This window comes from Rhodobacter maris, from assembly GCF_900217815.1.
GTDB classification, from domain to species: domain Bacteria; phylum Pseudomonadota; class Alphaproteobacteria; order Rhodobacterales; family Rhodobacteraceae; genus Rhodobacter; species Rhodobacter maris.
Map to the genome: position 1 here is coordinate 556819 of NZ_OBMT01000001.1, position 25823 is coordinate 582641.

Sequence of the window (25823 nt, forward strand, 5' to 3'; positions counted from 1 at the left end):
GCTCCGGCGCGCCTTTGTCAGAGATCATTCCGGGGCGCGAGATCCCTGCGGATTGCCGCACCATCGCGGCCGGGCGGGGCACCGAACATGCGGCGATATTCGCGGCTGAACTGCGACGGGCTCTCGTAACCGATCGCATAACCGACGCGGGCGACATCCGCCGTATCGGCAAGGAGCAGGCGCCGCGCCTCCTGCAAGCGCAGCTGCTTTTGATACTGCACCGGTGTCATCGTCGTCACCGCCTTGAAATGGCGATGGAAGGTCGCGGGGCTCATCCCCGCGACATCGGCGAGCTGTTGTATGTTCAGTTGATCGGCAAAACGCTCGCGAATGCGCGCAATGCTCCGGCCGATCCGCGCCATGTGGCTGCCCGCAAGCCCGATTTGGCGCAACACCCGCCCCATCGGACCGTTCAGCAGGAGCCAGGTGATCTCGCGCCGGATCAGCGGAGAAAGAATCGCAATGTCCCGCGGCCGGTCGCAAAGGTCCAGCAATCGGTACAGAGGATCCGTGAGCTCCGTCGCGAACTCATGCACCGCGAGTGCAGGATGTGCCGGGATGTCCTCAGCTTCCCCGAGTTCCAGCAACAGTTCGGAAATGGTCGCGGGATCGAGCGCGAGGCTGAAGGCCAGATAGGGGCGCTCCGCTGTCGCGCGGGTGATCTCGGCGCGGATCGGCACTTCCATCGAGGCGATCAGGCATTTTCCTTCATCATAGCGAAAAGCGCGATCGCCGAGCATGCTGGTCTTCGCTCCTTGCACGACGACGCAGAGCGAGGGGCGGTAAACCGCATGGATCGGCCCGGTTGGAACCGAAACCGAGGTCAGATGGAGCCCATCAATCGGGGTCTCCCGGCCATATCTTTGCCACAGGCGGGCAATCACATCTCTGAGACGGGCAAGATCGTCGTTTTCCATGGCGTGAAATCTAGCATCGCAACGTCTGCCAGCGCAGCCCGCAATCTGCGGGAATGAGAGAATCGGGCAAGAATTCGCGAGGATCGGCGTGGCGACCGAAGGCGGGGCGGCCCTATCTTCCCTCATGCCGGCGCCTGTGTGCTCCGGCATGCCTCTGACACAAAGGAATAGAACATGCGCTATCGCACTCTCGGTCCGAGCGGCCTTCTGGTGTCCGAACTCTGTCTCGGCACGATGACCTTCGGCGGCACGGACGGCATGTGGGGCCAGATTGGTCAATTGCGACAGGACGAGGCGGACAGCCTGGTCAAAACCGCGCTCGACTCGGGCATCAATTTCATCGACACCGCCAATGTCTATGCGGGCGGCGAGAGCGAGCGGATCCTTGGGCAGGCGCTGCGCAATCTCGGCATTGCCCGCGACGATGTGGTGATCGCCACCAAAGTGCTCGGCCCGATGGGCGAGGGGCCGAATGCGCGCGGCGCCTCGCGCGCGCATATCCTCGCCCAGGCGAAGGCGAGCCTCGGGCGGCTGGGGCTCGATCATATCGACCTCTACCAGATCCACGGCTTCGATCCGCTCACCCCGATCGCCGAAACGCTCGAAGCGCTCGACACGCTCGTGCGGCAAGGCCATGTGCGCTATATCGGCCTGTCGAACTGGGCCGCCTGGCAGATCGTCAAAGCGGTGGGCATCGCCGAGGCGCGCGAGCTGGCGCCGATCCTGTCGTTGCAGGCCTATTACACGCTCGTTGGCCGCGATCTCGAGCGCGAAATCGTGCCGATGCTGCAAAGCGAAGGGATCGGGCTGATGGTCTGGAGCCCGCTTGCGGGAGGGTTCCTCTCGGGCAAATACACCGGCACCACGTCCACGACCGAAGGTCGCCGGACCAGCTTCGACTTCCCGCCCGTCGATCTGGCCCGTGGGGATGCCGTGATCGCGGTGATGCGCGAGATTGCCACAGCCCGGGGCTGCAGCGTGGCGCAGGTGGCGCTTGCCTGGCTCCTGCATCAGCCGGTGGTGACATCCGTGATCGTGGGCGCCAAACGGGTCGAGCAGCTGCAAGACAATATCCGCGCCACCGAAGTGCATCTCTCGCCGGATGACCTCGCGGCCCTTGATACGGTGACGCATCTCCCGGCCGAATACCCGGGCTGGATGCTCGAACGTCAGGCCCAGTATCGCGCGTCCTTCGCCACGTCAAAGCGCTGAAATGCGCGAAGCGCCCGCCCGCATGCTCGGGCGGGCGGTTGGCAAACGCCGGAAGCCGCCGGGCATGTGACGCTGCGGCGTTCATCCGGGATGGGCGGCGCGCTGTCGTGGCGCGCCACCAGCGCGACGGCGGCCGTTTTCGGCTAGCGGAACCGCGTTGCGCCCGGTCCAGATCCCTTACAAAGGCCCTGAGTCGAATCCCTCCGGGGGCACATATGCGCGGCCGTCAACCCCCCTTTGTGGCGGAGCGTGCCCGTTTTGGAAAGCCCGCCCGGAAAACTTGGTTAAAAGGCGATGTTTTTTGCCGTTCGGCATTAAAGACCCGACAATACATTGCGCTGCATTTTCAACATGTAATCTGAAAATGACATCGACATCGGGAATCCTGTTCCATGCGATCCTACTTTATCCTCCTGGGCATTGTTGCTTTCACCATCCTGGGAGACTACGCGCTCAAATCCGCAGCGTTGCGCGCCTCTCCTTTTGCAACGACATGGTTTGCGGGTGGTGCGCTGCTCTATGCCCTGACGGCTCTGGGATGGGTCTGGCTGATGCAGACCCAGAACCTCGCACAGATCGCCGTCCTCTACAGTTCCGCAACGATCCTCGGGCTGACCGCGGTAGGTGTCGCCTTCTTTGGCGAGACGCTTTCGCTGCGGCAGGTCGTCGGGCTCGGCGCCGCGCTGTTCTCCGTGCTCGTCATGGAAGCCGAAGCCTGAAAACGTAAACGAAAAATTAACCAAGAGGTCCCACGATGCTCTTAGTGAAACACTATGTTGCACAAAGCCCGATCCATGGTTTGGGAGTCTTCACGAAAGTGCCGATCCACGCGGGCGAAACGGTCTGGAGGTTTGATCCGATGTTCGATGTGGACATCCCGGCTGCAGCCCTTGAACATTTCCCCGCCGAGGCGGTCGAAACTGTCTTGCGCCATGCCGAGTACATTCCGCATCTGGAGACATTCCGCCTCGGCAATGACGGCGACATGTTCATGAACCACAGCGACCAGCCAAGCCTGATCGATTGTGGCGAGGAGATGATTGCCGCCTTTGATCTGCCCGCAGGAACAGAACTGACCTGCAATTATGCCGAGGTTTGTGTTATTGCCTTTGAACAGGAACGTTCCGGTGCCATGAGGATCGCCGCCTGATGAAACTCAATACCCTCCCGAGCCAGATCGTGGTCCTCGTGACCTCGGTTCTGCTCGCGGTTCTGGCGGTATTGTGGCTGTCGCTCCTTTCGGTGCGGCATACGATGGACGTCAATGCTGTGGAGGAATCGACCAAGCGCGTCATGGGGCGCCTGCGGAGCATGCAGGAAGAAGTCTCGCTCATCGCGAGTGACTATCATAACTGGACCGATCTCTATCTGGATGCGAAATCCCTCGCGATCGATCAGCTTGCCTCGAATTACGGGATTACGGCCGAGCGCGGCGACGTGTTCCAATATGCCGAGATTTTTGACGGACCCTTTGCGGCACCGCTTTCATGGCAGTCCGGGGCGGGCCTAGCGCCGCAATCCGGTTTTCTCAGGCCGTCGACGCTCGAGGTGCTTCGCGCCGTCGTGCCCGGGCTCGACAGCGCGCACCGGGAGACCTACGATTTTTTCGGCATGCGGGATGGACGGCCGGTAATGTTCAGCTCCTCCTATCTCCTGCCGGAAAATGCGGGGCTTCTGGCGCAAGTCGATCGAAAGACTGTCGCCATCGCCACGATCGGCAAGCTTCTCGAAGCGAGCCGGCTGCAAGATATGGAGCGCGAGCTCTCGATTGCCGGGCTTGAGGTGCTGACAGAGCAGCCTCCGGCCGGCTCGGTCTCGATACCGCTGACGGGTGTGAATGGTGACCCGGTGGGATGGTTGAGCTGGACGCCTCCAAAGCCCGGAACCCTTCTGTTTTGGAAAATGTTCCCGATCATGGGCGGGATCAGCATCGTTTTCGTGCTGATTTCCTATTCCTCCGCCCTGCTGTTGCGCTCCAAGGCAGAGGGGCTGATCGAACGCGAGGCCATTTCCTTCAGCCGCGCCCGGATCGACGCGCTGACACAGCTGCCAAACCGTTACGCGATGCGCGAACATCTGGAACGGCTGCACGCAGAAGGCGACCTGCATTGCGCGGTGATCACCATCGATCTCGTCCGGTTCAAGACCATCAACGACACCGTGGGTCATCTGGGGGGCGACGCCTTTTTGGTGGAATTTGCGTCTCGCCTGCATGCGATGATGGATGACACGACCTTCGTGTCGCGTTACGGCGGAGACGAGTTCTTCGTCGTGATCGCTTGCGCCGAGGGGCTGGAAGAGACCGTGGACCGCAAATGTCGCGAACTCGAGGCGCTGTCGACAGAGCCGATCATCTGCGACGGGGTCAGTTTCGAGGTTCAGGCGTCGAAAGGCCTGGCGTTCGACGAAGATCGCACGCTTGACCATGAGGAACTCCTGCGGCGCGCGGACCGGGCGATGTATTCCGCGAAACTGAGCGAGACCCTCGACGTCGTGCGCTACGACAAACGCATGGAAATCGAGGATCTCGATCACAAGCGCATCGAAAGGGAGCTGCGCCGCGCGCTCGCCGATGGCACCGGGTTCGAGATGTACTACCAGCCCATCGTGCCCGTTGGAAGCGTGACCCAACCGGTGCGTTACGAGGCCTTGGCGCGCTGGGTCTCGCCCGAGATGGGGCGCATTGCGCCAGATCGGTTCATCAAGGTCGCCGAAGCGAGCGGCTTGATCATGCCGCTGGGCTGGGTTCTGCTGGACCTGGTCTGCAAGGACATGCAGCGGTTCGAGGGCGCGCGCATCAACATCAATGTTTCTCCCATGCAATTGATGAGTAACGGATTTTCCCAGAAGTTCACGGAAATGGTGCTGACCCATGGCATCGAGCCCGGACAGATCGAGGTTGAAGTGACAGAGCAGATCGTGCTGCGCGACGACGCGACGATCTCTCAGGAACTCATTGCGCTGAGCGCGAACGGGTTCACTCTGGCGCTCGACGATTTCGGAACCGGCTTCGCCTCGATCGGCTATCTGATGCGGATCCCCTTTGACACCCTGAAGATCGATCGCTCCTTCGTACGCTCCATCGAAGGGGGGCAGCACGGGCTGCGCATGATCCGATCGATCATCGGGTTGGCGCGGGCGATGGAACTCACGATCGTCGCGGAGGGGGTCGAAACCGAACTCGACGCCACACGCCTGGCCATGGCCGGGGCAGATTTCCTGCAAGGGTATCACTTCGGGCGGCCCGAACCGCTGGACACCCATCTTCAAAAACGCGACCCTTCCGCGCGGGCCAGCGCGATTTAGGCGCGCCCGCAGGGAACAGGCCTTTCATCAAACGGCACGTTCCCGGCGCATCTGCCGGGGGCTTATTGCGGATCGGCCTCCGCAGGCGCGATGATATCGTCGAGGGAAGATGTTCGAATTCCCCACCGCCCCCTTTGCTCATCGTCATCGCCGCATGCCCGAAAAGCGCGAGGCATCGAGCCGCAACTCCCGGTGAGGCGGATGGAAAGCGCCTTTTACGGCCGCGGGCTAATCCGCCGGGTTCATGGCCTGAAGCCCGGTATCGATGCCGAGCGCAGGCCCAGAACCTCGCGCAACCGCAAAAGCTCTCGCGCGCAGGGAGAAATTCTAAAGCGGCAGATCGGCAACGCCATCGCGCGCGATCAACGCCGCCGCCCCCGGCCAGAGCCGCGATATGGCGCGCAAGGCCTCGGCAAACCCCGCAATCTCAAGCGCGTGGATTTAGGGCTTAGGGGGTGAGGATCATTCCGCGGCCAGGCCACTGCGGGCCTGCGCGAGCAGCGCGGCAAGTTCGGGGCGACAGGAGCCACAGTTGGTGCCCGCCTGAAGCGCCTCACCAATCGCCTCGACCGAAGTGAGTCGCTGCGCGGCAATCGCCGTGAGGATCGTGTTCACGCCCACATCGAAACAGGCGCAGATCGTGGCGCCGGGGTCGGGGCGGTCGGCCCCCGCGCGCCCGGCCAGAAGCGCGGGCTGATCGCATGCGCCGATCAGGGCTGCCACATGCCCGCGTGACACGGCAACAGGTTCACAAGCAACGAACAGTGCAGCGGCGACGCGCCCCTCCTGCAAGAGGGCCACGCGGGCAAGGCCGCGCGCGGCGTCGATCATCGTGATCCTCGTTGCCCCGGGCAGGCCAAACAGATCCGCTGCGAAAGCTTCCCAGTTGCCGGGGGTCTCACGCCCCGCGAGTTCAATGCGCCAGCCTGCCTTGCTGCGCGCCTTGGCCCAGTAGTCGCAGCCGGGATAAACGTCTTTTACACTCACCGCGAAGCCAAACCAGCCCACCTCGAACGGGACGATCCGCACCGCCGCTCCCTTGCTTTCGGGCTGGCCCGACACCGGGTCGACATCGGCCGTCACCAGCGCATCGACGCGCCCCGCCGCGGCAGTTTGCGCGCTCCAGTGCATCGGCGCAAAGACGGTGCCGGGCGGTACGCGCGAACTTTCGAGCACCCGCAGGATTACCCGTCCATGCGCATTCGAAACTTCCGCCAGATGGGCAGGCGCAAGGCCAAGGCGCGCGACATCCTCGGGGTGAATTTCAAGATAAGGCTCGCCCATGTGTGCGCTGAGGCGGGGCGACTTTGCGGTGCGGGTCATCGTGTGCCAATGATCGCGCACCCGCCCGGTGTTGAGCCGGAAGGGCGTGGCGGCGTTGAGCACTGATTGCGGCATCCGGGGGGTGATGGCGAGCATGCGCGCCTTGCGGTCCGAGGTGTAGAAATGCCCCTCGGCAAAGAAGCGCCCCCCCCGCTTCGCCCCCGATTGCGGCCAGACGAAGGGGGCGAGGGTGTCATAGTCCTCCTCGGAAATCGTGGCGAAATCAGAAATATCAAAATCCCGCCCGAGGATCCCCGCAAGCCCGGAAAGCGCGGCATATTCGCGAAAGATCTCGGCCGGGGTCTTGTAGCTGAACTGGTCGCCCCACCCCATGCGGGCCGCCACGTCGCACAAAATCTGCCAGTCGGCCCGCGCCTGCCCCGGCGCGGGCAGCGCCGCGCGCTGGCGCGAGATGCAGCGTTCCGAGTTGGTCACCGTGCCATCCTTCTCGCCCCAGCCGGTGGCGGGCAGCACCACATGGGCCAGTTGCGCCGTGTCGGTTTGCGCGGTGAGATCGGAGACGACGACGAAATCGCAGCCCGCGATCGCAGCCCGCACCCGGTCTGCCTCGGGCATCGAGACGGCGGGATTGGTGCAGATGATCCAGAGCGCCTTGATCTGCCCGGCCTCCACGGCGCGGAACATGTCCACGGCTTTCAGCCCCGGCCCCGGTGCCATGGTGGGGCTGGCCCAGAACCCCTGCACCGCAGCGCGATGATCGGGGTTTTCGATGTCGAGATGGCAGGCGAGCATATTGGCAAGCCCGCCCACCTCGCGCCCGCCCATCGCATTGGGCTGGCCGGTGACCGAAAAAGGCCCCATGCCGGGGCGGCCGATGCGCCCGGTGGCAAGGTGGCAGTTGAGGATCGCGTTGACCTTGTCGGTGCCGGAGGAAGACTGGTTCACGCCTTGCGAATAGACGGTGACGACCTTCTCGGCGCTGATCCAGAGCCGGGTGAAATCTGCAAGCTCTGCCGCCGAGAGGCCGGTCAGGGCGATGTCGGAGGCGCGGGCCGCCTCCAGCGCCGCATCAAACCCGCTCACATGGGCCGAGACATAGTCCCGGTTCACCGCACCTTGCGCGGCGATCTCGGCCAAGAGCCCGTTGAAAAGCGCGGCATCCGCCCCCGGCGCAATGGCAAGGTGCAGATCGGCAAGGTCGCAGGTCGCGGTGCGGCGCGGGTCGACCACCACCACGCGCAGGTCGGGGTTGGCGGATCTGGCCGCGGCGATGCGCTGGTAAAGCACCGGATGGCACCAGGCGAGGTTCGAGCCCACAAGCACGATCACCTCGGCTTCCTCGAAATCCTCGTAAAGCCCGGGCACCGTGTCCGTGCCAAAGGCGCGGCGGTGCCCGGCCACCGAAGATGCCATGCAAAGTCTTGAATTGGTGTCGATATTGCCTGAGCCGATGAAGCCTTTCATCAGCTTGTTGGCGACATAGTAATCCTCGGTCAAAAGCTGCCCCGAGACATAGAAGGCCACCGCATCGGGCCCATGCTCGGCAATGGCGGCGCGGAATTTGCCGGCCACCAGATCAAGCGCCGCGTCCCAGCTTGCCTCCTGCCCGCCAATCTGTGGCGCAAGCAGGCGGTCTTCAAGCCCGACCGTCTCGCCCAAAGCCGAGCCCTTGGAACAGAGCCGCCCCGCGTTTGCCGGATGCGCCTTGTCGCCCCGGATCTCAAGCCCGCCCGCGCCATCGGGCCGGGCCAGCACGCCGCAGCCGACGCCGCAATAGGGGCAGGTGGTGCGGATCGCCCCTGCTGCGCTCTCCTGCGCCTCTTCGCCCGTGCTCATCGCTCTCGCCCTCTCACGCCGCGCTTTCTGTCTTCATCTGTGCGGCATCGAGCAGAACCCGCCCGGCCTCGACCTTTGCCGCAAAGGTCTGCACCTGCCCAGTGTCCGCCCCCTGCGCCTGCCCGGTTTCGAGGCTGAACACCCAGTTGTGCAGCGGGCAGGTGACCTTGTGGCCATGCACGATCCCCTCCGAGAGCGGGCCGCCCTTGTGCGCGCAGCGATCTGCAAGCGCGAACACCCGGTCATCGGCGGTGCGAAACACCGCAACGCAGCCCAGTTTGGTGCGCACGACGCGCGCGCCCTGCGCGGGGATGTCTTCGAGCGCTCCGATATCGACAAAGCTCATTCGGCGGCCTCCTTCGTCAGATCGGCAAGCGGCGACCAGGCGCGCTGATAGTCCGGCGTGGCGCGCTCGGCCCAGGGGTCTTTTTGATAGATGGATTGCGAGAGATCGAAGCGCGCGATCAGGCAAGCGCGGTTTTCGAGGTCGTCCACCACCTGCGCGCGGATCCAGCCGAGCCCGCCGGTCTTGGCGATCCACTTGTAGGGCCGGTCAAGGTAGTTCGCGCTCTCGCGGTAAAGCTGCACGAACGCCACGGTGATGTCGATCACCTCCTCCTCGCTGGCGACTTTGGCGAGCGGCTCGGTCTCTTTCAGCTCCATCCCGGCCGCCCCGCCGACGCCGATCTCATAGCCGCTCTCGACGCAGATCACGCCCAGATCCTTGCAGGTGGCCTCGGCGCAGTTGCGCGGGCAACCGGTGACGGCGAGCTTGAACTTATGCGGCGTCCACGAGCCCCAGAGCCGCTTTTCGAGCTTGATGCCAAGGCCGGTGCTGTCTTGCGTGCCAAAGCGGCACCAGTCGGTGCCGACGCAGGTTTTTACCGTGCGCAGCCCCTTGCTATAGGCGTGACCCGAGACCATCCCTGCTGCATTCAGATCGGCCCAGATATGGGGCAGGTCTTCTTTTTTGATGCCCAAAAGGTCGATCCGCTGCCCGCCGGTCACCTTTACGGTGGCGTTGTATTTCTTTGCCGCCGCGGCGATGGCCAGCAATTCATCGGGCGTGGTCATGCCGCCCCACATCCGCGGCATCACGCTATAAGTGCCGTCTTTCTGAATATTGGCGTGGTTGCGCTCGTTCACAAAACGGCTTTGCGGGTCGTCTTTATACTCCAGCGGCCAATCGGCGAGCAGGTAATAGTTCAGCGCCGGGCGGCAGCTGTGGCAGCCGTTTGGCGTTTTCCAGCCAAGCTCCTGCATCACCGCAGGCATGGATTTGAGCGCCTTCGCCTTGATCAGGCGGCGCACATCCTCATGCGGATGCTCGGTGCAGCCGCACATGGGCCGCGCGGTGGGGGCAACGAAGGCATCCCCCAAGGTCACGGCCAGCACCTGCTCGACCAGCCCGGCGCAATTGCCGCATGAGGCGCTGGCCTTGGTGGTGGCCTTGATCGCATCGAGCGTGGTGGCGCCATTCTGGATCGCCGTGACGATGGCGCCCTTGCACACGCCGTTGCAGCCGCAGATCTCTGCGTCAGCCGGTAAGGCTGCAACGGCCGCCATAGGGTCCGCGGGCGCGCCCCCCTGAAAGGCCGGGCCAAAGATCAGCGTCTCGCGCATCTCGGAGACATCGGTTGCGTCCTTGATCAGGCCAAAGAACCAGTTGCCATCCGCCACATCGCCATAAAGCACCGCGCCAATCAGGCGGTTTCCCTCCAGCACGAGGCGCTTGTAAACGCCGCGCGCCGGGTCGCGGAACACGATATCCTCGCGCTCCGGGCCTTCGGCAAAGTCGCCCGCCGAGAAGAGATCGCAGCCGGTGACCTTGAGCTTGGTCGAGACCTCGCGCGGCGTGAAGCTCGCGCTTTCGCCCGAGAGCGTTGCGGCGGCAACCTTGGCCTGATCGTAAAGCGGCGCGACGAGGCCGAAGAGCTGGCCCTCGAACTCGATGCATTCCCCAAGCGCGAGCACATCGGGGTTCGAGCTGCGCATCTGCGCATCGACCTGAATGCCGCGCCCGACCGCGAGGCCCGCCGCGCGCCCCAGGGCGGAGGCCGGGCGGATGCCCACGGCCATCACAAGGAGGTCACAGGGAAGTTCGGTGCCGTCATCCAGCCTCAGCGCCCGGACCTTGCCGTTTTCGCCCAGAATCTCTTTGGAATTGGCCGAACAGAGCACTTCGATGCCACGGTCCACCAGCGCCCGGCGCAGCAGATAGCCCGCGGCCGGATCCAGCTGCCGCTCCATCAGATGCCCCATCAGGTGAACGACCGTCACCTCCATGCCGCGCAGCCGCATGCCCGCCGCCGCCTCAAGGCCCAAGAGTCCGCCGCCGATCACCACGGCGCGCGCGCCGGGCGCCGCGGCCTCGATCATCCGGTTGGTATCCTCAAGGTCGCGGTAAGCGATCACGCCCTCCAGATCGCGCCCCGGCAGCGGGATCATGAAGGGCTCCGAGCCGGTGGCGATGACGAGCTTGTCATAGGCCACCGCGCCCTTTTCGCCCGTCACTTCCTTGCGGGCGGTGTCGATGCTCACCACCCGTTCGCCAAAGCGACAGGTGACGCCATGGGCCTCATACCAGCCCGCATCATGGGTGACGATTTCCTCAAAGCTTTTCTCGCCCGAAAGCACCGGCGAGAGCATGATGCGGTTGTAATTGCCACGTGGCTCCGCATTGAAAAGGGTGACGTCCCATTCTCCCGGCGCCACCTCGAACAGATGTTCGAGCATCCGCCCGGAGGCCATGCCCGCCCCGATTACGACCAGCTTTTTCATCCGGGCCTCCTCACACATACCAGGCGACGACATGGGCGATCTCTTCGCCGCGATGGATCGGCAGGGCGACCATGGTGGAATAGCCTGCCGCGATCGTCTCCCCCGAGGAGACGACGGGCACGCCCGAGCCCAGCACCTGCCCGATCGGCCCTTGCCAGATCTGTGCGCGGCGGGGATTGTCTTCACTCCAGAGCGGGCCTTCGCGCTCACAGATGCCGTCGATCAGCACTGCGCCACCGTCCTTGCCGAGCCGCGCCTCGCGCGCGTCCCAGATCTCGAAGCGGCGCGCAATGGGGGTTCCGCGTGCCGAAAGCAGCGTCGCCACATAGGTTTGCCCGCCCGGCACCGGCACCGGCAGGCCGAGCCCGGTCGTCAGCCCCGCCGCTCCCGCGCTTTCTGAGCGGATGAAGCGGTAACCCGAACCAAGGTCACGAAACAGCATCGGCGTTTGCGCCGCCCAGACCCCGCCCGGAAGCCCCTGCCCTTTCGGGAAATGCGTGTGCTGGCTGACCCATTCGAAATGTTTGGCCGCACCGTAATAGCCGTCGTCGAGCATCAGAAGCCCATCGCGCTCAGCCCAGACCTCGATCGCACCCGTGGTGGTTTCATCCTCGCCGCAAAGGACGACGAGCACGGCATTCAACCTGTCTCCGGCAAAGACCGGCAGCGCCACTGCCGCGGTGAGGCCCGCCTCCTGCGCCGCCTCCTTGCGCTTGAACGACACCGGGTCAAAGCCCTTGAACACCACCGGGCGGGCCTCGGCCCAGGCCTTGCCGGGCAGGCCTTCGCCATAACCGAAGCTCGTCTGCATCGAGGTCTGCTCGAACGCGCCCAGCGCGCCATAACTGCCCTCGGCCAGCACGAGCCGGTCGCCCTCGGGCACCCAAACCTCGCTGACGGTGATGAAACTGCGGGGAGAAAGAGCGTTTGCGGTGTCCATCATGCGGCCTCCGACGTTTTTGCGGGCTTGTGGCCCTTTTCATATTCTTCAAGGAAGTTGAGCACCTGCTCGCGGTAGAGGTAGTAATCGGGGTGTTCGAGCAGGGCCTTGCGGGTGCGCGGGCGCGGCAGATCCACCTTCATCACGCGCCCGATTGTGGCGCGCGGCCCGTTCGTCATCATCACCACCCGGTCGGCGAGCAGGATCGCCTCGTCCACATCATGGGTGACGCAGACGGCGGTGACCTTGGTGCGCGACCAGACCTCCATCAGCACCTCCTGCAGCTCCCAGCGAGTGAGGCTGTCGAGCATGCCGAAGGGTTCGTCGAGGAGCAGCAGTTTGGGCGAGAGCGCGAAGGCGCGGGCAATGCCGACGCGCTGGCGCATGCCGTTCGACATTTCGCTAGCGGGGCGGTCCATCGCATCGGCAAGGCCGACGCGCTCGAGGTAGTAATCGACCACGTCCTGCCGCTCGGCGCGGCTCGCCTTCGGGTAGACCTTGTCCACCCCCACGGCGACGTTTTCGCGCGCCGAAAGCCAGGGGAAGAGCGAGGGTGACTGGAACACCACGGCGCGTTCCGGGTCTGCGCCCTTCACCTCGAAGCCGTCGAGCTTGATACCGCCGAGCGAGACATCGGTGAGCCCCGCGGTCATCGTGAGCACGGTAGATTTGCCGCAGCCCGAATGGCCGATGAGAGAGACGAATTCGCCCTTTTTTAGCGTCAGATCAAAATTTTCCACCACGGTGAGCGGGCCTTTCGGCGTCGGGTAGACTTTGTGCAGCCGGGAGTAGTCCAGATAGCGATCTTCCAGCGCCGAACGCGCCGCCTCGGACACCGCCTTGGGCAGCGCATGGAGCGGCACCACGTCGGGCAACTGCCGCGCGCCCTCGCGTTTGGCCGAAATGCCGACATCCATCAGATAGGTGGTCACATCGGCGCGCAGGCGCTTGAAGGCGGCATCATGGTTCATCGCGCCCCGGTCGCGCGGACGGGGGATCTTCACCTCGAAGCTTTGGCCGAGCGAGCCATCGGGATTGAGCGCAATGATCCGGTCGGCGAGCACGATCGCTTCATCCACATCATTGGTGATCAGCACGCAGGTTTTGCGGTCGGCCTCCCAGATATGCTCGATTTCATCCGCCAGATTGGCGCGGGTGAGCGCATCGAGCGCCGAGAGCGGCTCGTCGAGCAGCAGCACCTCGGGGTTCATGGCGAGCGCGCGCGCCACGTTCACCCGCTGGCGCATGCCGCCCGAAAGCTCGGCCGGGCGACGCAAGGCGGCATGGCTGAGGCCAACCATCTTGACGAAATGCGCCACCTTTTCGGCGCGCTCGTTGCGCGGCAGGCCGGGGAAGATCGTGTCGACTGCGAGCGCCACGTTTTCGCTCACTGTCAGCCAGGGCATCAGCGAGTAGTTCTGGAAGATCACGCCGCGCTCGGGGCCGGGGCCGGTGATGGGGGCGCCCTTGAAGCGGACCTCCCCTTCGGTCGGCATCTCGAGCCCGGCCATCAGGTTGATCAGCGTGGTCTTGCCGGTGCCCGAAAAGCCCAGAAGCACCAGAAACTCGCCTTCCTGCACGCTCAGGTCGATATTGCACAACACGGGCGTGGTGCCGAAGCTTTTGGAGACGTTGGAAAACTCTAAGATCGCCATGGCCCTCACCGATTGTTCGAGAAGGTGAAAAGCGACTGGATTGCGAACATCATCCGATCAAGCACGAAGCCGATGATGCCGATGGTGAACACCGCCACCATGATCCGCGCGAGGCTGTCCGAGGAGCCGTTCTGGAATTCGTCCCAGACGAATTTGCCAAGGCCGGGGTTTTGCGCCAGCATCTCGGCGGCAATCAACACCATCCAGCCCACGCCGAGCGAAAGGCGCAACCCGGTGAAGATGAGCGGCAGCGCCGAGGGCAGCACGAGCTTGGTGATCTTGGTCCAGGTGCTCATTTTCAGCACTTTGGAGACGTTGACGAGATCGCGGTCGATCGAGGCAACGCCAAGGGCGGTGTTGATGATTGTGGGCCAGAGCGAGCAGAGCGTGACGGTGATGGCCGAGATCAGGAAGCTTTTCGAGAACATCCCGTCGGTCGTGGTGTAGAGCGCGGAGACGACCATGGTGACAATCGGCAGCCACGCGAGCGGGGAGACCGGCTTGAAGATCTGGATCAGCGGGTTCATCGCCGCATTGGCGGTTTTGGAAAGCCCCGCCATGATGCCCAGCGGCACGGCGATCACGGTGCCGATCAGAAAGCCGAAGAACACGGTCTTGATCGAGGTCCAGATCTGCAACGGGTAAGTGGGTTTGCCAGTGTAATCGCGGCTCTTGACCTTGTCGGCCTTGCCCTCGGCAATGAGCTTGGCGTTGCGCGCGTCTTGCCGGGAGTAAAAGTCAGCGGCCTTTTGCGCCTCGCGCTGATGGTCAGCCCAGAGCACGCCGACCTGATCCCAAACCTGCGCCGGGCCGGGGATGGCGCCAAGCGAGGTTTGGACCTTGGGCGCGAGCGCGGCCCAGGCGCCAAGGAAAAGCGCAATCGCAAGCAGCGGCACGCCGAGCAGTTGCCAGATCTCGCGGCCCTGCGCTTTCGGGTCATCGCCCGCCGCAATGCGCAGCATCGGCGTCAGCCAGGCGAGGCCCAGCACCTTGAACCAGCCATCGGCACGGGTGATGCGGGCATGAAACACGGCGCGGCGCTCGGCGCGGGCGGCGCTTTGGGCGAGGGTTTCGGGGTCAATCGCGGTCATGGCGGTCCTCTGGGAGCTGGCTCGGTCCGGGCGAAAAATGGCGGAGGGGGGGCACCCTCCGCCGGGGCGGATCAGCCCTCGATCTTGTTGCCGACGAGGTGCTGGTCGCCCTTCAGCCCGAAGGGCAGGCTGTCGATATAGGCGTTGGGGTGGCGGCCGTCGTAGCCGATGCCGTCGATCACATCCGCGCCCGGCGTGGGCGCCTTGTAGCCATCGCTGTCCCAGGGGAAGTCGGCCTCATTGGCATTGCCTTCCTCAACCAGCATCTTCGCGGCGTCGAGGTAGATCGCGGGCTTGTAGACCGATTTCGCGGTCTCGTCATACCAGGTGTCCGGGTGGGCTTCTGCAATCTGGCCCCAGCGGCGCATCTGGGTGAGATACCAGATCGCATCCGAGTAGAAGGGATAGGTCGCGTTGTAGCGGAAGAACACGTTGAAATCGGGCACCTCGCGCTTGTCGCCCGCTTCATATTCAAACGTGCCGGTCATCGAATTGGCGATCACCGCCGCATCGGCGCCCACATATTCGGGTCGCGACAGGATCTCCACCGCCTCGGCGCGGTTGGCGTTGTTGTCGGCATCGAGCCAGATCGCCGCGCGGATCAGCGCCTTGGTCAGCGCGAGCGTGGTGTTGGGGTTCTCCTCGACGAATTTCTCAGTCAGGCCGAACACTTTTTCCGGGTTGTTCTTCCAGATCTCGTAATCGGTCACCACCGGCACGCCGATGCCCTTCACCACCGCCTGCTGGTTCCACGGCTCGCCCACGCAATAGCCGTAGATCGTGCCGGCCTCGAGCGTGGCGGGCATCTGCGGCGGCGGGGTGACAGAGAGCAGAACCTCGGCGCCGATCTGGCCGGAGACGTCGTCGGGCGCATAAAGGCCGGGGTTGATGCCGCCCGCGGCGAGCCAGTAGCGCAGCTCGTAATTGTGGGTCGAGACCGGGAACACCATGCCCATGTTGAAGGGCTTGCCCTCGGCGCGGTATTTTTCGACCACCGGCTTGAGCGCGGCCGCCGAGATCGGATGCGCAGGTTTGCCATCGGCGCCCACGGGCACATTGGCCTTCATCTCTTCCCAGATCGCGTTCGAGACGGTGATGCCGTTGCCGTTGAGATCCATCGAGAAGGGCGTGACGATATGCGCCTCGGTGCCATAGCCGATGGTGGCGGCGAGCGGCTGGCCCGCCAGCATATGCGCGCCGTCAAGCTCGCCCGAGATCACACGATCAAGGAGCACCTTCCAGTTCGCCTGCGGTTCAAGCGTGACGTAAAGCCCCTCGTCTTCGAAAAAGCCCTTTTCATAAGCGATGGCGAGCGGCGCCATATCGGTGAGCTTGATGAAGCCGAGCGTGAGTTCGTCCTTCTCGAGATCCAGCATCTCCGCGAAGGCGGGGCTGGCGAGGAAGGTCGTGGCGGCCATCACGGCCAGGAGCTTTTTCATCGGTTCTGTCCCTGTTGCATCTGCATGCGCCGAAAACGAAAAAGCCGCCCGACCTAACACGCGTCTTCCGGGGAGGTGGAAGAGAAGCGATCAGGTCGGACGGCTTTGTCCTGAGCCCCGCCGCGATGCGGGGCGGAATGTCGAGGTTCGGAACGCCCTTGCTCCGATATTCATAAAATGCGCGACCGACCGCCGCAGGGTCAAGCGTGCCGAACCATTCTGCGCCCGCGCAGGCTGCGTTTTCTGCGGCTGCGTTAAGAACTGCTTACGAAAGCGTCATGCGGACGCGGAAGGGTCAAAAATCCATCCGTCGAAAAACGCATCGGCAGGCAGAATCACCTTTCCCTGCTTGGCGGGAAAGGCTGTGGGGCGGTGCAGGCCACCCTCGATCTTGTCGCGCGCAGCGGGGAGATCCGCCCCCAGATCGGCCAGATTCGCCGCATAAAGATCGGTCCGGCAGATCGCGCGGGCGGCGGCGCGGGCGGGGTCGGGGGCAAGGCCGTGGCGCGCGGCGAGCCTTGTCGCCACAAGGGCCGCTTGCGACGCCCAGGGAAAACTGGCCGCGCCCGCATGGAAGGTCATGTAGCCGGGCGTTGCCCGCATCTCCCCGCGCGGCGAAATCACCAGATCGCCCGTCAGCGAGCGTTCGATGAGCTCGGGCGGAAGGTCCAGATAGTCGGGCCGGGCGAGGATCTCGGCGGCGGTGAGCAGGTTCTCCGCCGCGCCAAGCCAGCGCGTAGCTTGCCAGACCGCGCGCATCAAGGCCCGCGTCAGCGCGGGCTCCGCCTCGGCCCAGTCGTGTCGGACGGCCAGCACTTTCTCGGGCGCAGTGGCCCGGATTGCGGTGCCCGGAAGGAGCATCTCTCCCACGCCCAGTTCCACCGCAATCGAGCCCCAGGGCGCGCCCACGCAAAAGGCGTCGATCTCGCCCGCGCCGAGTGCCTTGGCCATCAGCGGCGGCGGCACGCTGCGCATCTCGAAATCGTCCGGTGCGCGCAGGCCGAGCGCCGCGAACCAGTGATGCAGCAGCTCGGCATGCATCGAGAAAGGGAACGGCACGCCGACCCGGAGCGGTCCGGAGCGCGCCGCGATCAGCGCCGCGCCAGCGGCGAGCGCATCGGCAAAATCGAACCCGTGGCCCGCCGCGCGCATCTTTTGCGCCAGATCGCGCGAGACGCCGATCGAATTGCCATTGAGCGAGAGCACCTGCAGGATGTCGACCCTGCTGGGGGCGCCGCCGAGCCCGAGCGCCGCCGCAATCGGCATCGGAAACAACATATGTGCCGCCGCGATCTGCCCGCGCAGGAGCTGATCGCGCAAGAGCGACCAGCTCGGCGCCGCCCGGAGCGTGAGCGCGAGCCCCTCTTGCTCGGCAAAGCCAATCTCGCGCGCGATGATCAGCGGCGCGGCATCGACAAGCGGGATGTAACCCGCAGTGATCGGCCGTCCGGTCATGACAAAAGCCCGGCTGCGGTGACGAGTGCGGCCGCCACATCGGCGACTTTCCGGCCCTGATCCATCGCCGTCTTGCGCAAGAGTGCATAGGCGGCATCTTCGTCGATGCCGCGCGCCTTCATCAAAAGGCCCTTGGCACGGTCGATCACCTTGCGCTCCTCAAGGGCGCGCTTGGTGGTCTGCAATTCGATGCGCATCCGTTGCACCATGTTGAACCGCGCAATCGCCGCATCCATGATCGGCTGGATCCGGTCCGCGCGCAGCCCGTCGACCACATAGGCCGAGACGCCCGCATCGATCGCCACCTTGGTGGCGCTGCTGTCGGGCCGGTCGACGAACATCGCCACCGGGCGTTCGAGCGGACCAGACGCAAGGGTGAGTTCCTCGAGCATGTCGCGCGAGGGGCTGGCCATGTCGATCAGCACGATATCGGGATTGATCCCGGCGATGCGGCGCGCAAGGCCCGTGGTTTCGGGAATAACGGTGATCTTGTAGATCCCCGCCTCCCGCAGGCTTTCGGCAATCAGCCCCGCGCGCTCGGGATCAGTTTCGACGACAACAATGGACAGCGTTTCAGGCATCGGCGGCACTTTCCGGATTGCGCTCATTATATCCACGCGCCCCGTGACCGGAAGCGACAACGCCCCTGCCCGCTGCCGCATCGGTCAACGAGGCAAAGGCGTGGGCAGTATTTGCCGCGACGCCCAAATTTGAGGCAGCTTCGTTCTTGCTGCCCGTGCATCGCCTCGGATTTGATCAGATCGCACGGGCCGAACCCTGGGCTTGGGCGGCAGCGGTGCTGGTTTTGCTTGCGAGTCACCTGCTGGCTTCCTAGCGTTGAGGCAGCGACAACGGTGTCGCTGTTTCCCGAACCTGGGATGATGGGCAAGGCTGCTCGACTCTGCACGACACAGCTCGTGCGGGTGTCGGCGGCCCTTTTGCGTTTGAGGAGCTGAGAGATGACAGATTTCCCGATGGTCCTGCAGAAGAACGGGCGCCGTGTCACGCTGGCGCGCCGGTTGCGCGGTGTGGTGGTGGCGGCGTTTTCGCGCCGCGCGTTCCGGGAGCGGGCCGGCGCCAAGATCCTGGAAGCCCGCGTCGACGGGTCTCAAAGCCATCACAAGACCGGACATATTGCGCTTGTTGGCGCGGGGCCCGGCGCGCGCGACCTGCTGACCCTGCGCGCGGTGCGACGCCTGCAGGACGCGGATGTGATCTTTTATGACCGGCTCGTCGACCCGGATGTTCTGGAGATCGCACGGCACGATGCCATGCGGGTCTATGTCGGCAAAGATCTGGGCACAGCGGCCTCGTCGCAGGCGCGGATCGACCGAATGATTGTGACCGAGGCCGCGCGCGGCAAACGGGTCGTGCGGTTAAAATCAGGCGATCCCTCGATTTTCGGGCGCGCCACCGAAGAAATCGATGCCGCGCGCGCCGCCGGAATCGAAATTGAAATCGTGCCCGGGATCACCGCAGCCTCGGCGGCGGCGGCCGCCGCCTGCCAGCCACTGACCGAACGCGGCGAAACCGACACTTTCGTCATCACGACGGGCACTTGCCGTCCGGGTGACGCCGCACCCGATCGCAGCCTCCTGGCGCGCCCCGGAACCACGATCGCTTTCTACATGTCAGTCGAAAAGGCCGCGCAGGTGCAGGCGGAGCTGATCGCGGCCGGAGCCCCCGCGACCTGCCCGGTGCAAATCCTGGCCGCGGTTTGCACCCCGCGCGAGAAGCGCGCCGAGACGACACTCGCCCATCTGGCCGAGACCGTGCGTGCCGAGGGCATTCTCAACCCGGCGATCCTCATGGTGCGTTACCCGAAATCGCTCGCACAGGCTGTCCTTCGCGGGGCGCGCGTCGCCGCCTGATGCTGTGAGCGGCCGGGCAATCCCTGCGGCGCGCTCCGCCCCGGACGCCCCCCTTGCAGCCCGGATTATGCCGCGCGATGCCGCACCGACTTGCAGCCGGGAACAAAATCGACATGATGGCCGCGACTGCGTTCATGGGTGCACAAATGCTGCTGGAAAACTGGGATGAAATCCGTACCGCTTATCAGGTGGCGCGCGTCGGTACGGTTTCGGGCGCGGCAGAGGTGCTCGGTGTGCACCATGCAACGGTGATCCGCCATGTCGATGCGCTCGAGGCCCGGCTCGGCACCAAGCTCTTCCAGCGCCATCCGCGCGGCTATACGCCGACCGAGGCGGGAGTCCAGCTTCTGGCCGTGGGTCAGGCGACCGAGGATCAGTTCGCCCAGCTTGCGGCGCGGATCGCAGGGGCAGGCGAGGAAATGCGCGGCGAGTTGATCATCACCTCGCTGCCGGCGCTGGCGGGCCTCGTGATGCCGGCGATGGCGGAGCTGATGCGCGAGCATCCCGCGCTGGTGCTGCGCTACATCACCGACCAGCGCGTGTTCCGGCTCGAATATGGCGAGGCACATGTGGCGATCCGCGCGGGCGCGCGGCCGACCGAGCCCGACAATGTGGTGAGCCAGCTCGGCACCAACCGCACCGCGCTTTATGCCGCGCCGGAATATCTTGCCCAATTCGGCACGCCGAAGGGGCTCGACGATCTCGCCGGGCATCGTTTCATCGGGCCGGACAGCCGCGAGAGCCGCGCGCCATTCTTTCGCTGGCTCGCGCAGACCCAACCGGCGGAAGCAGTGGTGTTCATGGCCAATGAGATCGCCTCGCAGGCGGCGGCGGTGCAGGCCGGGCTCGGGCTCGGGTTCCTGCCGGTGCTGCAGGCGCGTTCCGATCCCCGCATCGTCGAGGTGATCGGCCCGCAGCCGGAATGGGACAGCCCGTTCTGGCTGGTCACACATGTGGACCTGCACCGCACGCCCAAGGTGCAGGCCGCGCTCAAGGCGTTGCGCACGGCGGCAGCGCGGCTTGATCTGCAGGGGTGAGCCGCGGCGCTCAGGCCGCCGCAGCTTTTGCCGGATGGGTGGGGTGCGGCTTGATATATTCGCGGATCGCCGCGAAGGCCCACTGGATCGCGAGCCCCCCGAGGATCAGCACGCTGTCTTGGGCAAAGCCCGCCGGATGCGAGGTTTTCACCGCCTGGCTCAGGATCGCGAGCACGGTGCCGAGCGCGAAGACCTGAAGCCCCTGCTTGCCGAGGGTGCGGATCGGCTTGGCCCAGCGCGCCGCGGCAAGTTTCGGCACCCCCCAGGGCAGCGAAAGCACATAGGCGAGCGCCATGAAGTGCAGGAGCCGCGGCCCCGAGACATAGGTCTTGTCGAATTCCACAAGGAAGAACGGCACGCCCCATTGCCGCATCAGCCAAATTGCATGGCCGAGACCCTCCATCATCCCCGGGGACTGCACCCAGATCGCGGAAAAGATCAGCCAGGCCACTGCGGGCCAGATCAACCAGGGGGTCACCGGCACGAACCTTTGCCCTCCGCGCAGCGCGAGCCCGGTGAGGATGCCGAGGCAAAAGAGGAGTTGCCAGGCGAAGGGGTTGAAGAACCAGCCCCCCTCGAACGGGTAGTTCGGCGGATCGAGCCGGGTAAAGCCGGTCAACACCCAGAAGCCGAAGGTGAAGGCCAAAAGCCCCTTTGGCGAGCGCTGGCCAAGCCGGATCAGGAACGGCGCGCCGAGCAGGATCACCGCATACATCGGCAGGATGTTCACATAGCCGAGCTGATGGCCGAGTGTGGCGATGCCGATCAAAAACTGCAACGGCCGATCGTTGAGCGGGCCGAAGGCATTGTGGTGCAGCATCTCCTCGCCGCCGAACCATAGCGCGGCGCTGGCCGCGATGGCGATGGCCCAGACCGCTGTCAGGATATGCACCATGTAGAGAAGCCAGGCCCGGCCCCAGATCTTGCGGATACCCGGCCAGTTCATGCCGTCCCTGAGCCGCGGGCCATAGGCGAGCGCGGCCGCACACCCCGACATGAACACAAACCCTTCCGCCGCGTCGGAATGGCCGAAATTGCGCGAGGTGAAGTTCTCGTAGATCGTGCCGGGCACATGATTGATGTAGATCATCACGAGGCTCAGGCCCCGGAAAAAATCAAGACGCGGATCCCGCGCCCCCTGCGGCAAGCCGCCGGGCTGCGGAGCGGAACGAAAATCAAACATGCTGAGCAGCAATTCCCTTGGCTGGTGCGGCCACCTTGGCCGACTGGCGCGGTTCCTGAGCCTCGGCGCGCTCTGCGTCAAGCGCCCAGCGGTCCAGGATGACATCGTGTAGCACCACCACGGCGGGCTTGGCATATTCGCTCGGCACGCCCATCAGCCGCGAGCGCGAGGGGCGCGAGGACCAGGCAAGGATTGCCGGTGCGAGCACCATCGGCAAGCCCACAGGCACGAGCCAGAGGAAAAGGCCGGGCGCGAAAGTCCAGGTGGCCATCAGCCCGACGAGACCGATGGTAACGATCCAGTGCGACGCGGCAAAGGCATCCTTGAGGCTCAACGTGCCGTCGCCACGGTTGTTGGTGGGCCAGCCCCCGTCGCGGCCGAGCAGAACCTGAAGCACCGAGCGGGTGGAATAGAGCAGCAGAACCGGCGCGGTGATGGAGGAAAGGAGCAGTTCCGCGAGGGTCGAGACGAAGGCGATGACAGGACCGCCGAACGCTTTGGCCTCCCGCGTGAGGGCCGCCCGCGCCGCGATCAGGATCTTCGGCAACAGCAGCAGCCCGAAGATGCCGATGGCGAGACCGATCGCCTTCGAGGCCTCCGACGGCGGGAAATAGGGGATCGGCCAATCGGGAATCGGGAAGTAGTCCGGCGGTGGGGCCAACAAGGGCGCGGCAATCGAGGCAAGAATGAAACCGAGCCAGAACAGCGGCGCGATATAGGCCATGATGCCCTGCGCGAAGACGAAGCGAGACCAGGGTTTTAGCCCCGGCGCGCCGATGATGCGCGAATGCTGCAGGTTGCCCTGACACCAGCGCCGGTCGCGCTTGGCATGATCGACGATATTTTCAGGGCCTTCCTCGTAGCTGCCGCCGAGATCGTCATCGAGACGCACGGTCCAGCCCGCCCGCGCGAGCATTGCCGCCTCGACATAGTCATGGCTCATCACATGGCCGCCAAACGGCGGCTTGCCGCGCAAGGGCGGTAGCCCGCAGCTTTCGGCGAAGGCGCGCACGCGCACAATCGCATTATGGCCCCAGAACGGGCCGGTGTGGCCCTGCATCATCGCCAGCCCCCGCGCGAAGACGGGCGAGAAGAAGGAGGCAGAGAACTGCATCGCCCGGCCAAACCGCGAGCGCGCGCGGATCACCTTGGGCAGCGTCTGCAAGAGGCCAAGGCGCGGCTCCGCCTCGATCCGGCGGATCATCTGCAGGATCGTCTCGCCTTCCATCAGGCTGTCGGCATCAAGGATGAGCGCATACTCATAGGCGCCGCCCGAGCGGGTGATGAAATCTTCGATATTGCCGGCCTTCTTGCCCGTATTCTGTTCGCGGCGGCGATAGAAGAACCGGCCAAGCGCGTTCCTCTCGGCCACCAGCTGCGCAAAGACCTGCTTTTCGCGCGCGGCGATCAGATCGTTGCGGGTGTCGGAAAGAACAGCGAAATGCACTTCGGCGGGATCCCCCGTCGCCGCAAGCGAGGCATCCATCGCCGCGATCCGGGCAAAGGTGACCATCGGATCTTCGTTATAGACCGGCACCAGAACCACAGTGCGGCCGCGGATCGGCGCTTTCGGATCATAAGCGGGAGGGCGGGCCCGGGAAGTGAGCCCGATCAGCGCCTGCACCGCCCCCCAGGCGAGCCAGAGCGTCGAGATCAGGATCAGAACCGCGCGGGTGACATCGAGCGTGTCGATCCCGTCGGCCGCGCCGAACTGCAAGAACAGCACGAAAGCCCCGCCCCCGGCACAGAGGCTCAGCGCCACGGCAAACGCGCGCAGCGCATAGAGCCCTGCGCGAGAGAGGGCAGAAGGCATCATGGGTTCAGTGGCCGGTGCCGGCGGTGGGCGCGGCCGGGGGCAGCATGCCCGCCAAAAGGCGGCGCATCAGCCCGATGTCGTGCTCAATCACCTGATGGGGCATCGCGAGCGGCGCGAAAGGCAGCGCGCAGGGCCCGGCGATCAGCTCGTCGGCAGAAAGGTTTACGCGGGACGCGGGGTCAGACGCGAGCGCAGCGGGAGGGAGGGTATGCGCGGTCATGCGTGGATCCATTGGTAAAGCCAGGTTTCAGTCAGCTTGCGACCATAACCCGCGATATGGGCAGCGAGTTCCACGGTGTCACCCCCGGTCGGGCGCACATCGAGGACAAGTCTCCAGATTCCATCGGTTTGGTTACGGGAAAGTACCTTGGTCACAATCTCGCCATTCATCGCGCTGGCGACGATGGTGAGATCTTCCGAAGCGTCATGCGGCAGAGCGTCCATCAGCCCGCCCACGAAGTCGATCACGAACTTGCGGGTGCCGTTGGTGTTCTCTACCCCGGAGACCCCGCCCTCGCCCGCGCGCGTCTCCTTCACATGGGCGCGCTCGTCGGCCGGGTCGAAGGGGATGTCGCCCCAGCGCAGCCGATAGGAAAACTCCCGGCTCTCGCCTGCCTGCGCCAGCGTGTCGGGGATCCAGAAGGCAACGATATTGTCGTTCACCTCGAGGTCGGAGGGGATCTCGACCAACCGAATCAGGCCCTTGCCCCAATCGCCGATCGGCTCGACCACGCAGGAGGGGCGTTTTTCATAATGCGCCGCATCGTCCTGATAATGGTCGAATTCGCGGTCACGCTGATAGAGCCCGAAGGATTTCGGCGCGGTTTCCGAGAAATAGGAGGAGGCGAGCCGCGGCGGGTTGGCCAGCGCGCGCCAGAGCACATCCCCATCGGCCCGCGTGATGCCCAGCCCGTCGCTGTCGTGCACATTCGGACGGTAGTCATCAAAGGCGGCGCGATTGCGCTCGGCAAAGAGGAACATCGACGTGAGCGGCGCAATGCCAAGCTGCTCGACATCGGCACGGAAGAAGAGCCGCGCCGTCACCTCCATCACCGTCTCGAATCCGGGGGTGATGGTAAAACGATAGGCCCCGGTGAGCGAGGCGCTTTCCAGCGCCGCCCAGACGGTGATGGTTTCCGAGCCCGGCTCGGGGCGCTGGATCCAGAATTTCGTGAACCGCGGGAATTCCTCGGCGATCGAGAGCCCGGTATTGACCGCGAGGCCCCGCGCCGAGAGCCCGTAGGCCGAATTGCGGCCGAGCGCGCGGAAATAGGAGGCGCCCTGAAACGCGACGAGCTCGTCGAAAAGATCGGGGCGGTTAAGCGGCGCATGAAGCCGGAACCCGGCCACACCCGGCAGCGGCACATGCGCGGGCACCTTGTCGCGGCTTTCGCGCTCGTAAATGAAATCGTCGGTGCCGAACTCCATCGGCTGCGCCATGCCGTTCTCGACCTGATAGAGCAGGACAGGTTCCTTGAAGAGCCAGCCCATGTGGAAGGCATGCAGCAGGAAATGGCTGTTCTCGACATCGGCAAAGCGCGCGCGCTCGGGATCGAAGCGGATCAGCCGGTAAAGATCATAGGTGAGCTTCGACAGGAAACTGTCGGGCAGCGTCGCGGGCGCGTCGGGGCCCGCAGCGGCCAGCGCGCGCATCGCGTCGGTCAGGGTGTCGAAGCTGAACGGCTGCTGCATCGCGGCGGGCGGTGCGGCGGGCACCGGGGCCTCCGCCACGGGGGGGGCGATGTCCTGCGCATTGAGCCGCGCAGGCACAAAGCCCGCTCCGGCCAGAACCGCAGCCGAAGACAGCGACGCCAGAAGCTGACGGCGGCTCAGGGAGAGAGAAGGATCTGCACGGCGGGAGGACATGGTTTTCGTTCAAACTCATATAGTTCTAAAGGCCGCCCGAAGGCTGCCTAACTGCTGTTTCTATAGTCACAGCGCTTAAAAACTGGCAAGAGAGATTGCGTCACACCCCCGTCAAATGGGCGGTACTCCCCCGG

Annotated in this window: 20 protein-coding genes; 6 read left to right on the forward strand and 14 right to left on the reverse strand. The window is 64.7% G+C overall.

Going from position 1 to position 25823, the window contains the following annotated elements; translation table 11 throughout:
- Positions 1–17: 17 nt before the first annotated feature.
- Positions 18–917 (reverse strand): AraC family transcriptional regulator, encoded by a 900-nt coding sequence (locus tag CRO22_RS02660; RefSeq protein WP_097068537.1) that lies wholly within the window; start codon positions 915–917, stop codon positions 18–20.
- A gap of 174 nt (positions 918–1091) precedes the next feature.
- Between CRO22_RS02660 and CRO22_RS02665 the strand changes: the two genes are divergently transcribed.
- From CRO22_RS02665 to CRO22_RS02680, 4 genes are all read left to right on the forward strand, one after another.
- A complete protein-coding gene (locus CRO22_RS02665) occupies positions 1092–2129 on the forward strand; it encodes an aldo/keto reductase (protein WP_097068538.1) in 1038 nt (345 codons plus the stop codon).
- A 392-nt stretch (positions 2130–2521) separates the two neighbouring features.
- Positions 2522–2848, forward strand: coding sequence for a hypothetical protein (locus tag CRO22_RS02670; RefSeq protein ID WP_097068539.1), 327 nt, complete (start codon positions 2522–2524; stop codon positions 2846–2848).
- A gap of 35 nt (positions 2849–2883) precedes the next feature.
- The gene (locus tag CRO22_RS02675) at positions 2884–3279 is read left to right on the forward strand and encodes an SET domain-containing protein-lysine N-methyltransferase (protein WP_097068540.1); all 396 of its coding nucleotides are present in this window, start codon (positions 2884–2886) and stop codon (positions 3277–3279) included.
- A complete protein-coding gene (locus tag CRO22_RS02680; protein ID WP_097068541.1) occupies positions 3279–5435 on the forward strand; it encodes a putative bifunctional diguanylate cyclase/phosphodiesterase in 2157 nt (718 codons plus the stop codon). Before CRO22_RS02675 ends, CRO22_RS02680 begins: the two co-directional genes overlap by 1 nt.
- Before the next feature lie 462 nt (positions 5436–5897).
- On the opposite strand, the gene CRO22_RS02685 is transcribed toward CRO22_RS02680, so the two are convergent.
- The 9 genes from CRO22_RS02685 to CRO22_RS02725 form a co-directional block, all read right to left on the reverse strand.
- Positions 5898–8555 carry a nitrate reductase gene (locus CRO22_RS02685; protein ID WP_097068542.1) on the reverse strand — a complete coding sequence of 886 codons (2658 nt, stop codon included), beginning with the start codon at positions 8553–8555 and terminating at the stop codon, positions 5898–5900.
- Positions 8556–8568: 13 nt separating this feature from the next.
- Positions 8569–8901 carry a nitrite reductase small subunit NirD gene (gene nirD, locus CRO22_RS02690; protein ID WP_097068543.1) on the reverse strand — a complete coding sequence of 111 codons (333 nt, stop codon included), beginning with the start codon at positions 8899–8901 and terminating at the stop codon, positions 8569–8571.
- Complete coding sequence (nirB, locus tag CRO22_RS02695; protein ID WP_097068544.1) at positions 8898–11336, reverse strand: nitrite reductase large subunit NirB; 2439 nt, start codon at positions 11334–11336, stop codon at positions 8898–8900. Before nirB ends, nirD begins: the two co-directional genes overlap by 4 nt.
- Positions 11337–11346: 10 nt before the next feature.
- Complete coding sequence (locus CRO22_RS02700; RefSeq protein WP_245860857.1) at positions 11347–12279, reverse strand: GAF domain-containing protein; 933 nt, start codon at positions 12277–12279, stop codon at positions 11347–11349.
- Entirely contained in the window at positions 12276–13931 is a 1656-nt protein-coding gene (locus tag CRO22_RS02705; protein WP_097068546.1) for an ABC transporter ATP-binding protein, read from the reverse strand. Before CRO22_RS02705 ends, CRO22_RS02700 begins: the two co-directional genes overlap by 4 nt.
- A gap of 5 nt (positions 13932–13936) precedes the next feature.
- Positions 13937–15022, reverse strand: a complete 1086-nt coding sequence (locus tag CRO22_RS02710) for an ABC transporter permease (protein WP_097068547.1) — start codon at positions 15020–15022, stop codon at positions 13937–13939.
- Positions 15023–15093: 71 nt separating this feature from the next.
- Positions 15094–16461 carry a CmpA/NrtA family ABC transporter substrate-binding protein gene (locus tag CRO22_RS02715; protein ID WP_097068548.1) on the reverse strand — a complete coding sequence of 456 codons (1368 nt, stop codon included), beginning with the start codon at positions 16459–16461 and terminating at the stop codon, positions 15094–15096.
- Positions 16462–16737: 276 nt separating this feature from the next.
- Positions 16738–17916: a CmpA/NrtA family ABC transporter substrate-binding protein gene (locus tag CRO22_RS02720; RefSeq protein WP_097068549.1), complete on the reverse strand. Its 1179-nt coding sequence runs from the start codon at positions 17914–17916 to the stop codon at positions 16738–16740.
- Entirely contained in the window at positions 17913–18497 is a 585-nt protein-coding gene (locus CRO22_RS02725) for an ANTAR domain-containing response regulator (RefSeq protein WP_097068870.1), read from the reverse strand. Before CRO22_RS02725 ends, CRO22_RS02720 begins: the two co-directional genes overlap by 4 nt.
- Before the next feature lie 378 nt (positions 18498–18875).
- Between CRO22_RS02725 and cobA the strand changes: the two genes are divergently transcribed.
- Both cobA and CRO22_RS02735 read left to right on the forward strand, forming a co-directional pair.
- Positions 18876–19787 (forward strand): uroporphyrinogen-III C-methyltransferase, encoded by a 912-nt coding sequence (gene cobA / locus CRO22_RS02730; RefSeq protein WP_245860858.1) that lies wholly within the window; start codon positions 18876–18878, stop codon positions 19785–19787.
- Positions 19788–19900: 113 nt separating this feature from the next.
- Positions 19901–20824 (forward strand): LysR family transcriptional regulator, encoded by a 924-nt coding sequence (locus tag CRO22_RS02735; RefSeq protein ID WP_245860859.1) that lies wholly within the window; start codon positions 19901–19903, stop codon positions 20822–20824.
- A gap of 10 nt (positions 20825–20834) precedes the next feature.
- On the opposite strand, the gene CRO22_RS02740 is transcribed toward CRO22_RS02735, so the two are convergent.
- The 4 genes from CRO22_RS02740 to CRO22_RS02755 are packed head-to-tail and all read right to left on the reverse strand — an operon-like array spanning position 20835 to position 25689.
- Positions 20835–22007 carry an OpgC family protein gene (locus tag CRO22_RS02740; RefSeq protein ID WP_097068550.1) on the reverse strand — a complete coding sequence of 391 codons (1173 nt, stop codon included), beginning with the start codon at positions 22005–22007 and terminating at the stop codon, positions 20835–20837.
- Positions 22000–23823, reverse strand: a complete 1824-nt coding sequence (gene mdoH, locus CRO22_RS02745; RefSeq protein ID WP_097068551.1) for a glucans biosynthesis glucosyltransferase MdoH — start codon at positions 23821–23823, stop codon at positions 22000–22002. The genes CRO22_RS02740 and mdoH overlap by 8 nt, the downstream gene beginning before the upstream one ends.
- A 4-nt stretch (positions 23824–23827) precedes the next feature.
- Positions 23828–24043 carry a hypothetical protein gene (locus CRO22_RS02750; protein ID WP_097068552.1) on the reverse strand — a complete coding sequence of 72 codons (216 nt, stop codon included), beginning with the start codon at positions 24041–24043 and terminating at the stop codon, positions 23828–23830.
- The gene (locus CRO22_RS02755) at positions 24040–25689 is read right to left on the reverse strand and encodes a glucan biosynthesis protein (RefSeq protein WP_097068553.1); all 1650 of its coding nucleotides are present in this window, start codon (positions 25687–25689) and stop codon (positions 24040–24042) included. The genes CRO22_RS02750 and CRO22_RS02755 overlap by 4 nt, the downstream gene beginning before the upstream one ends.
- Positions 25690–25823: the final 134 nt, after the last annotated feature.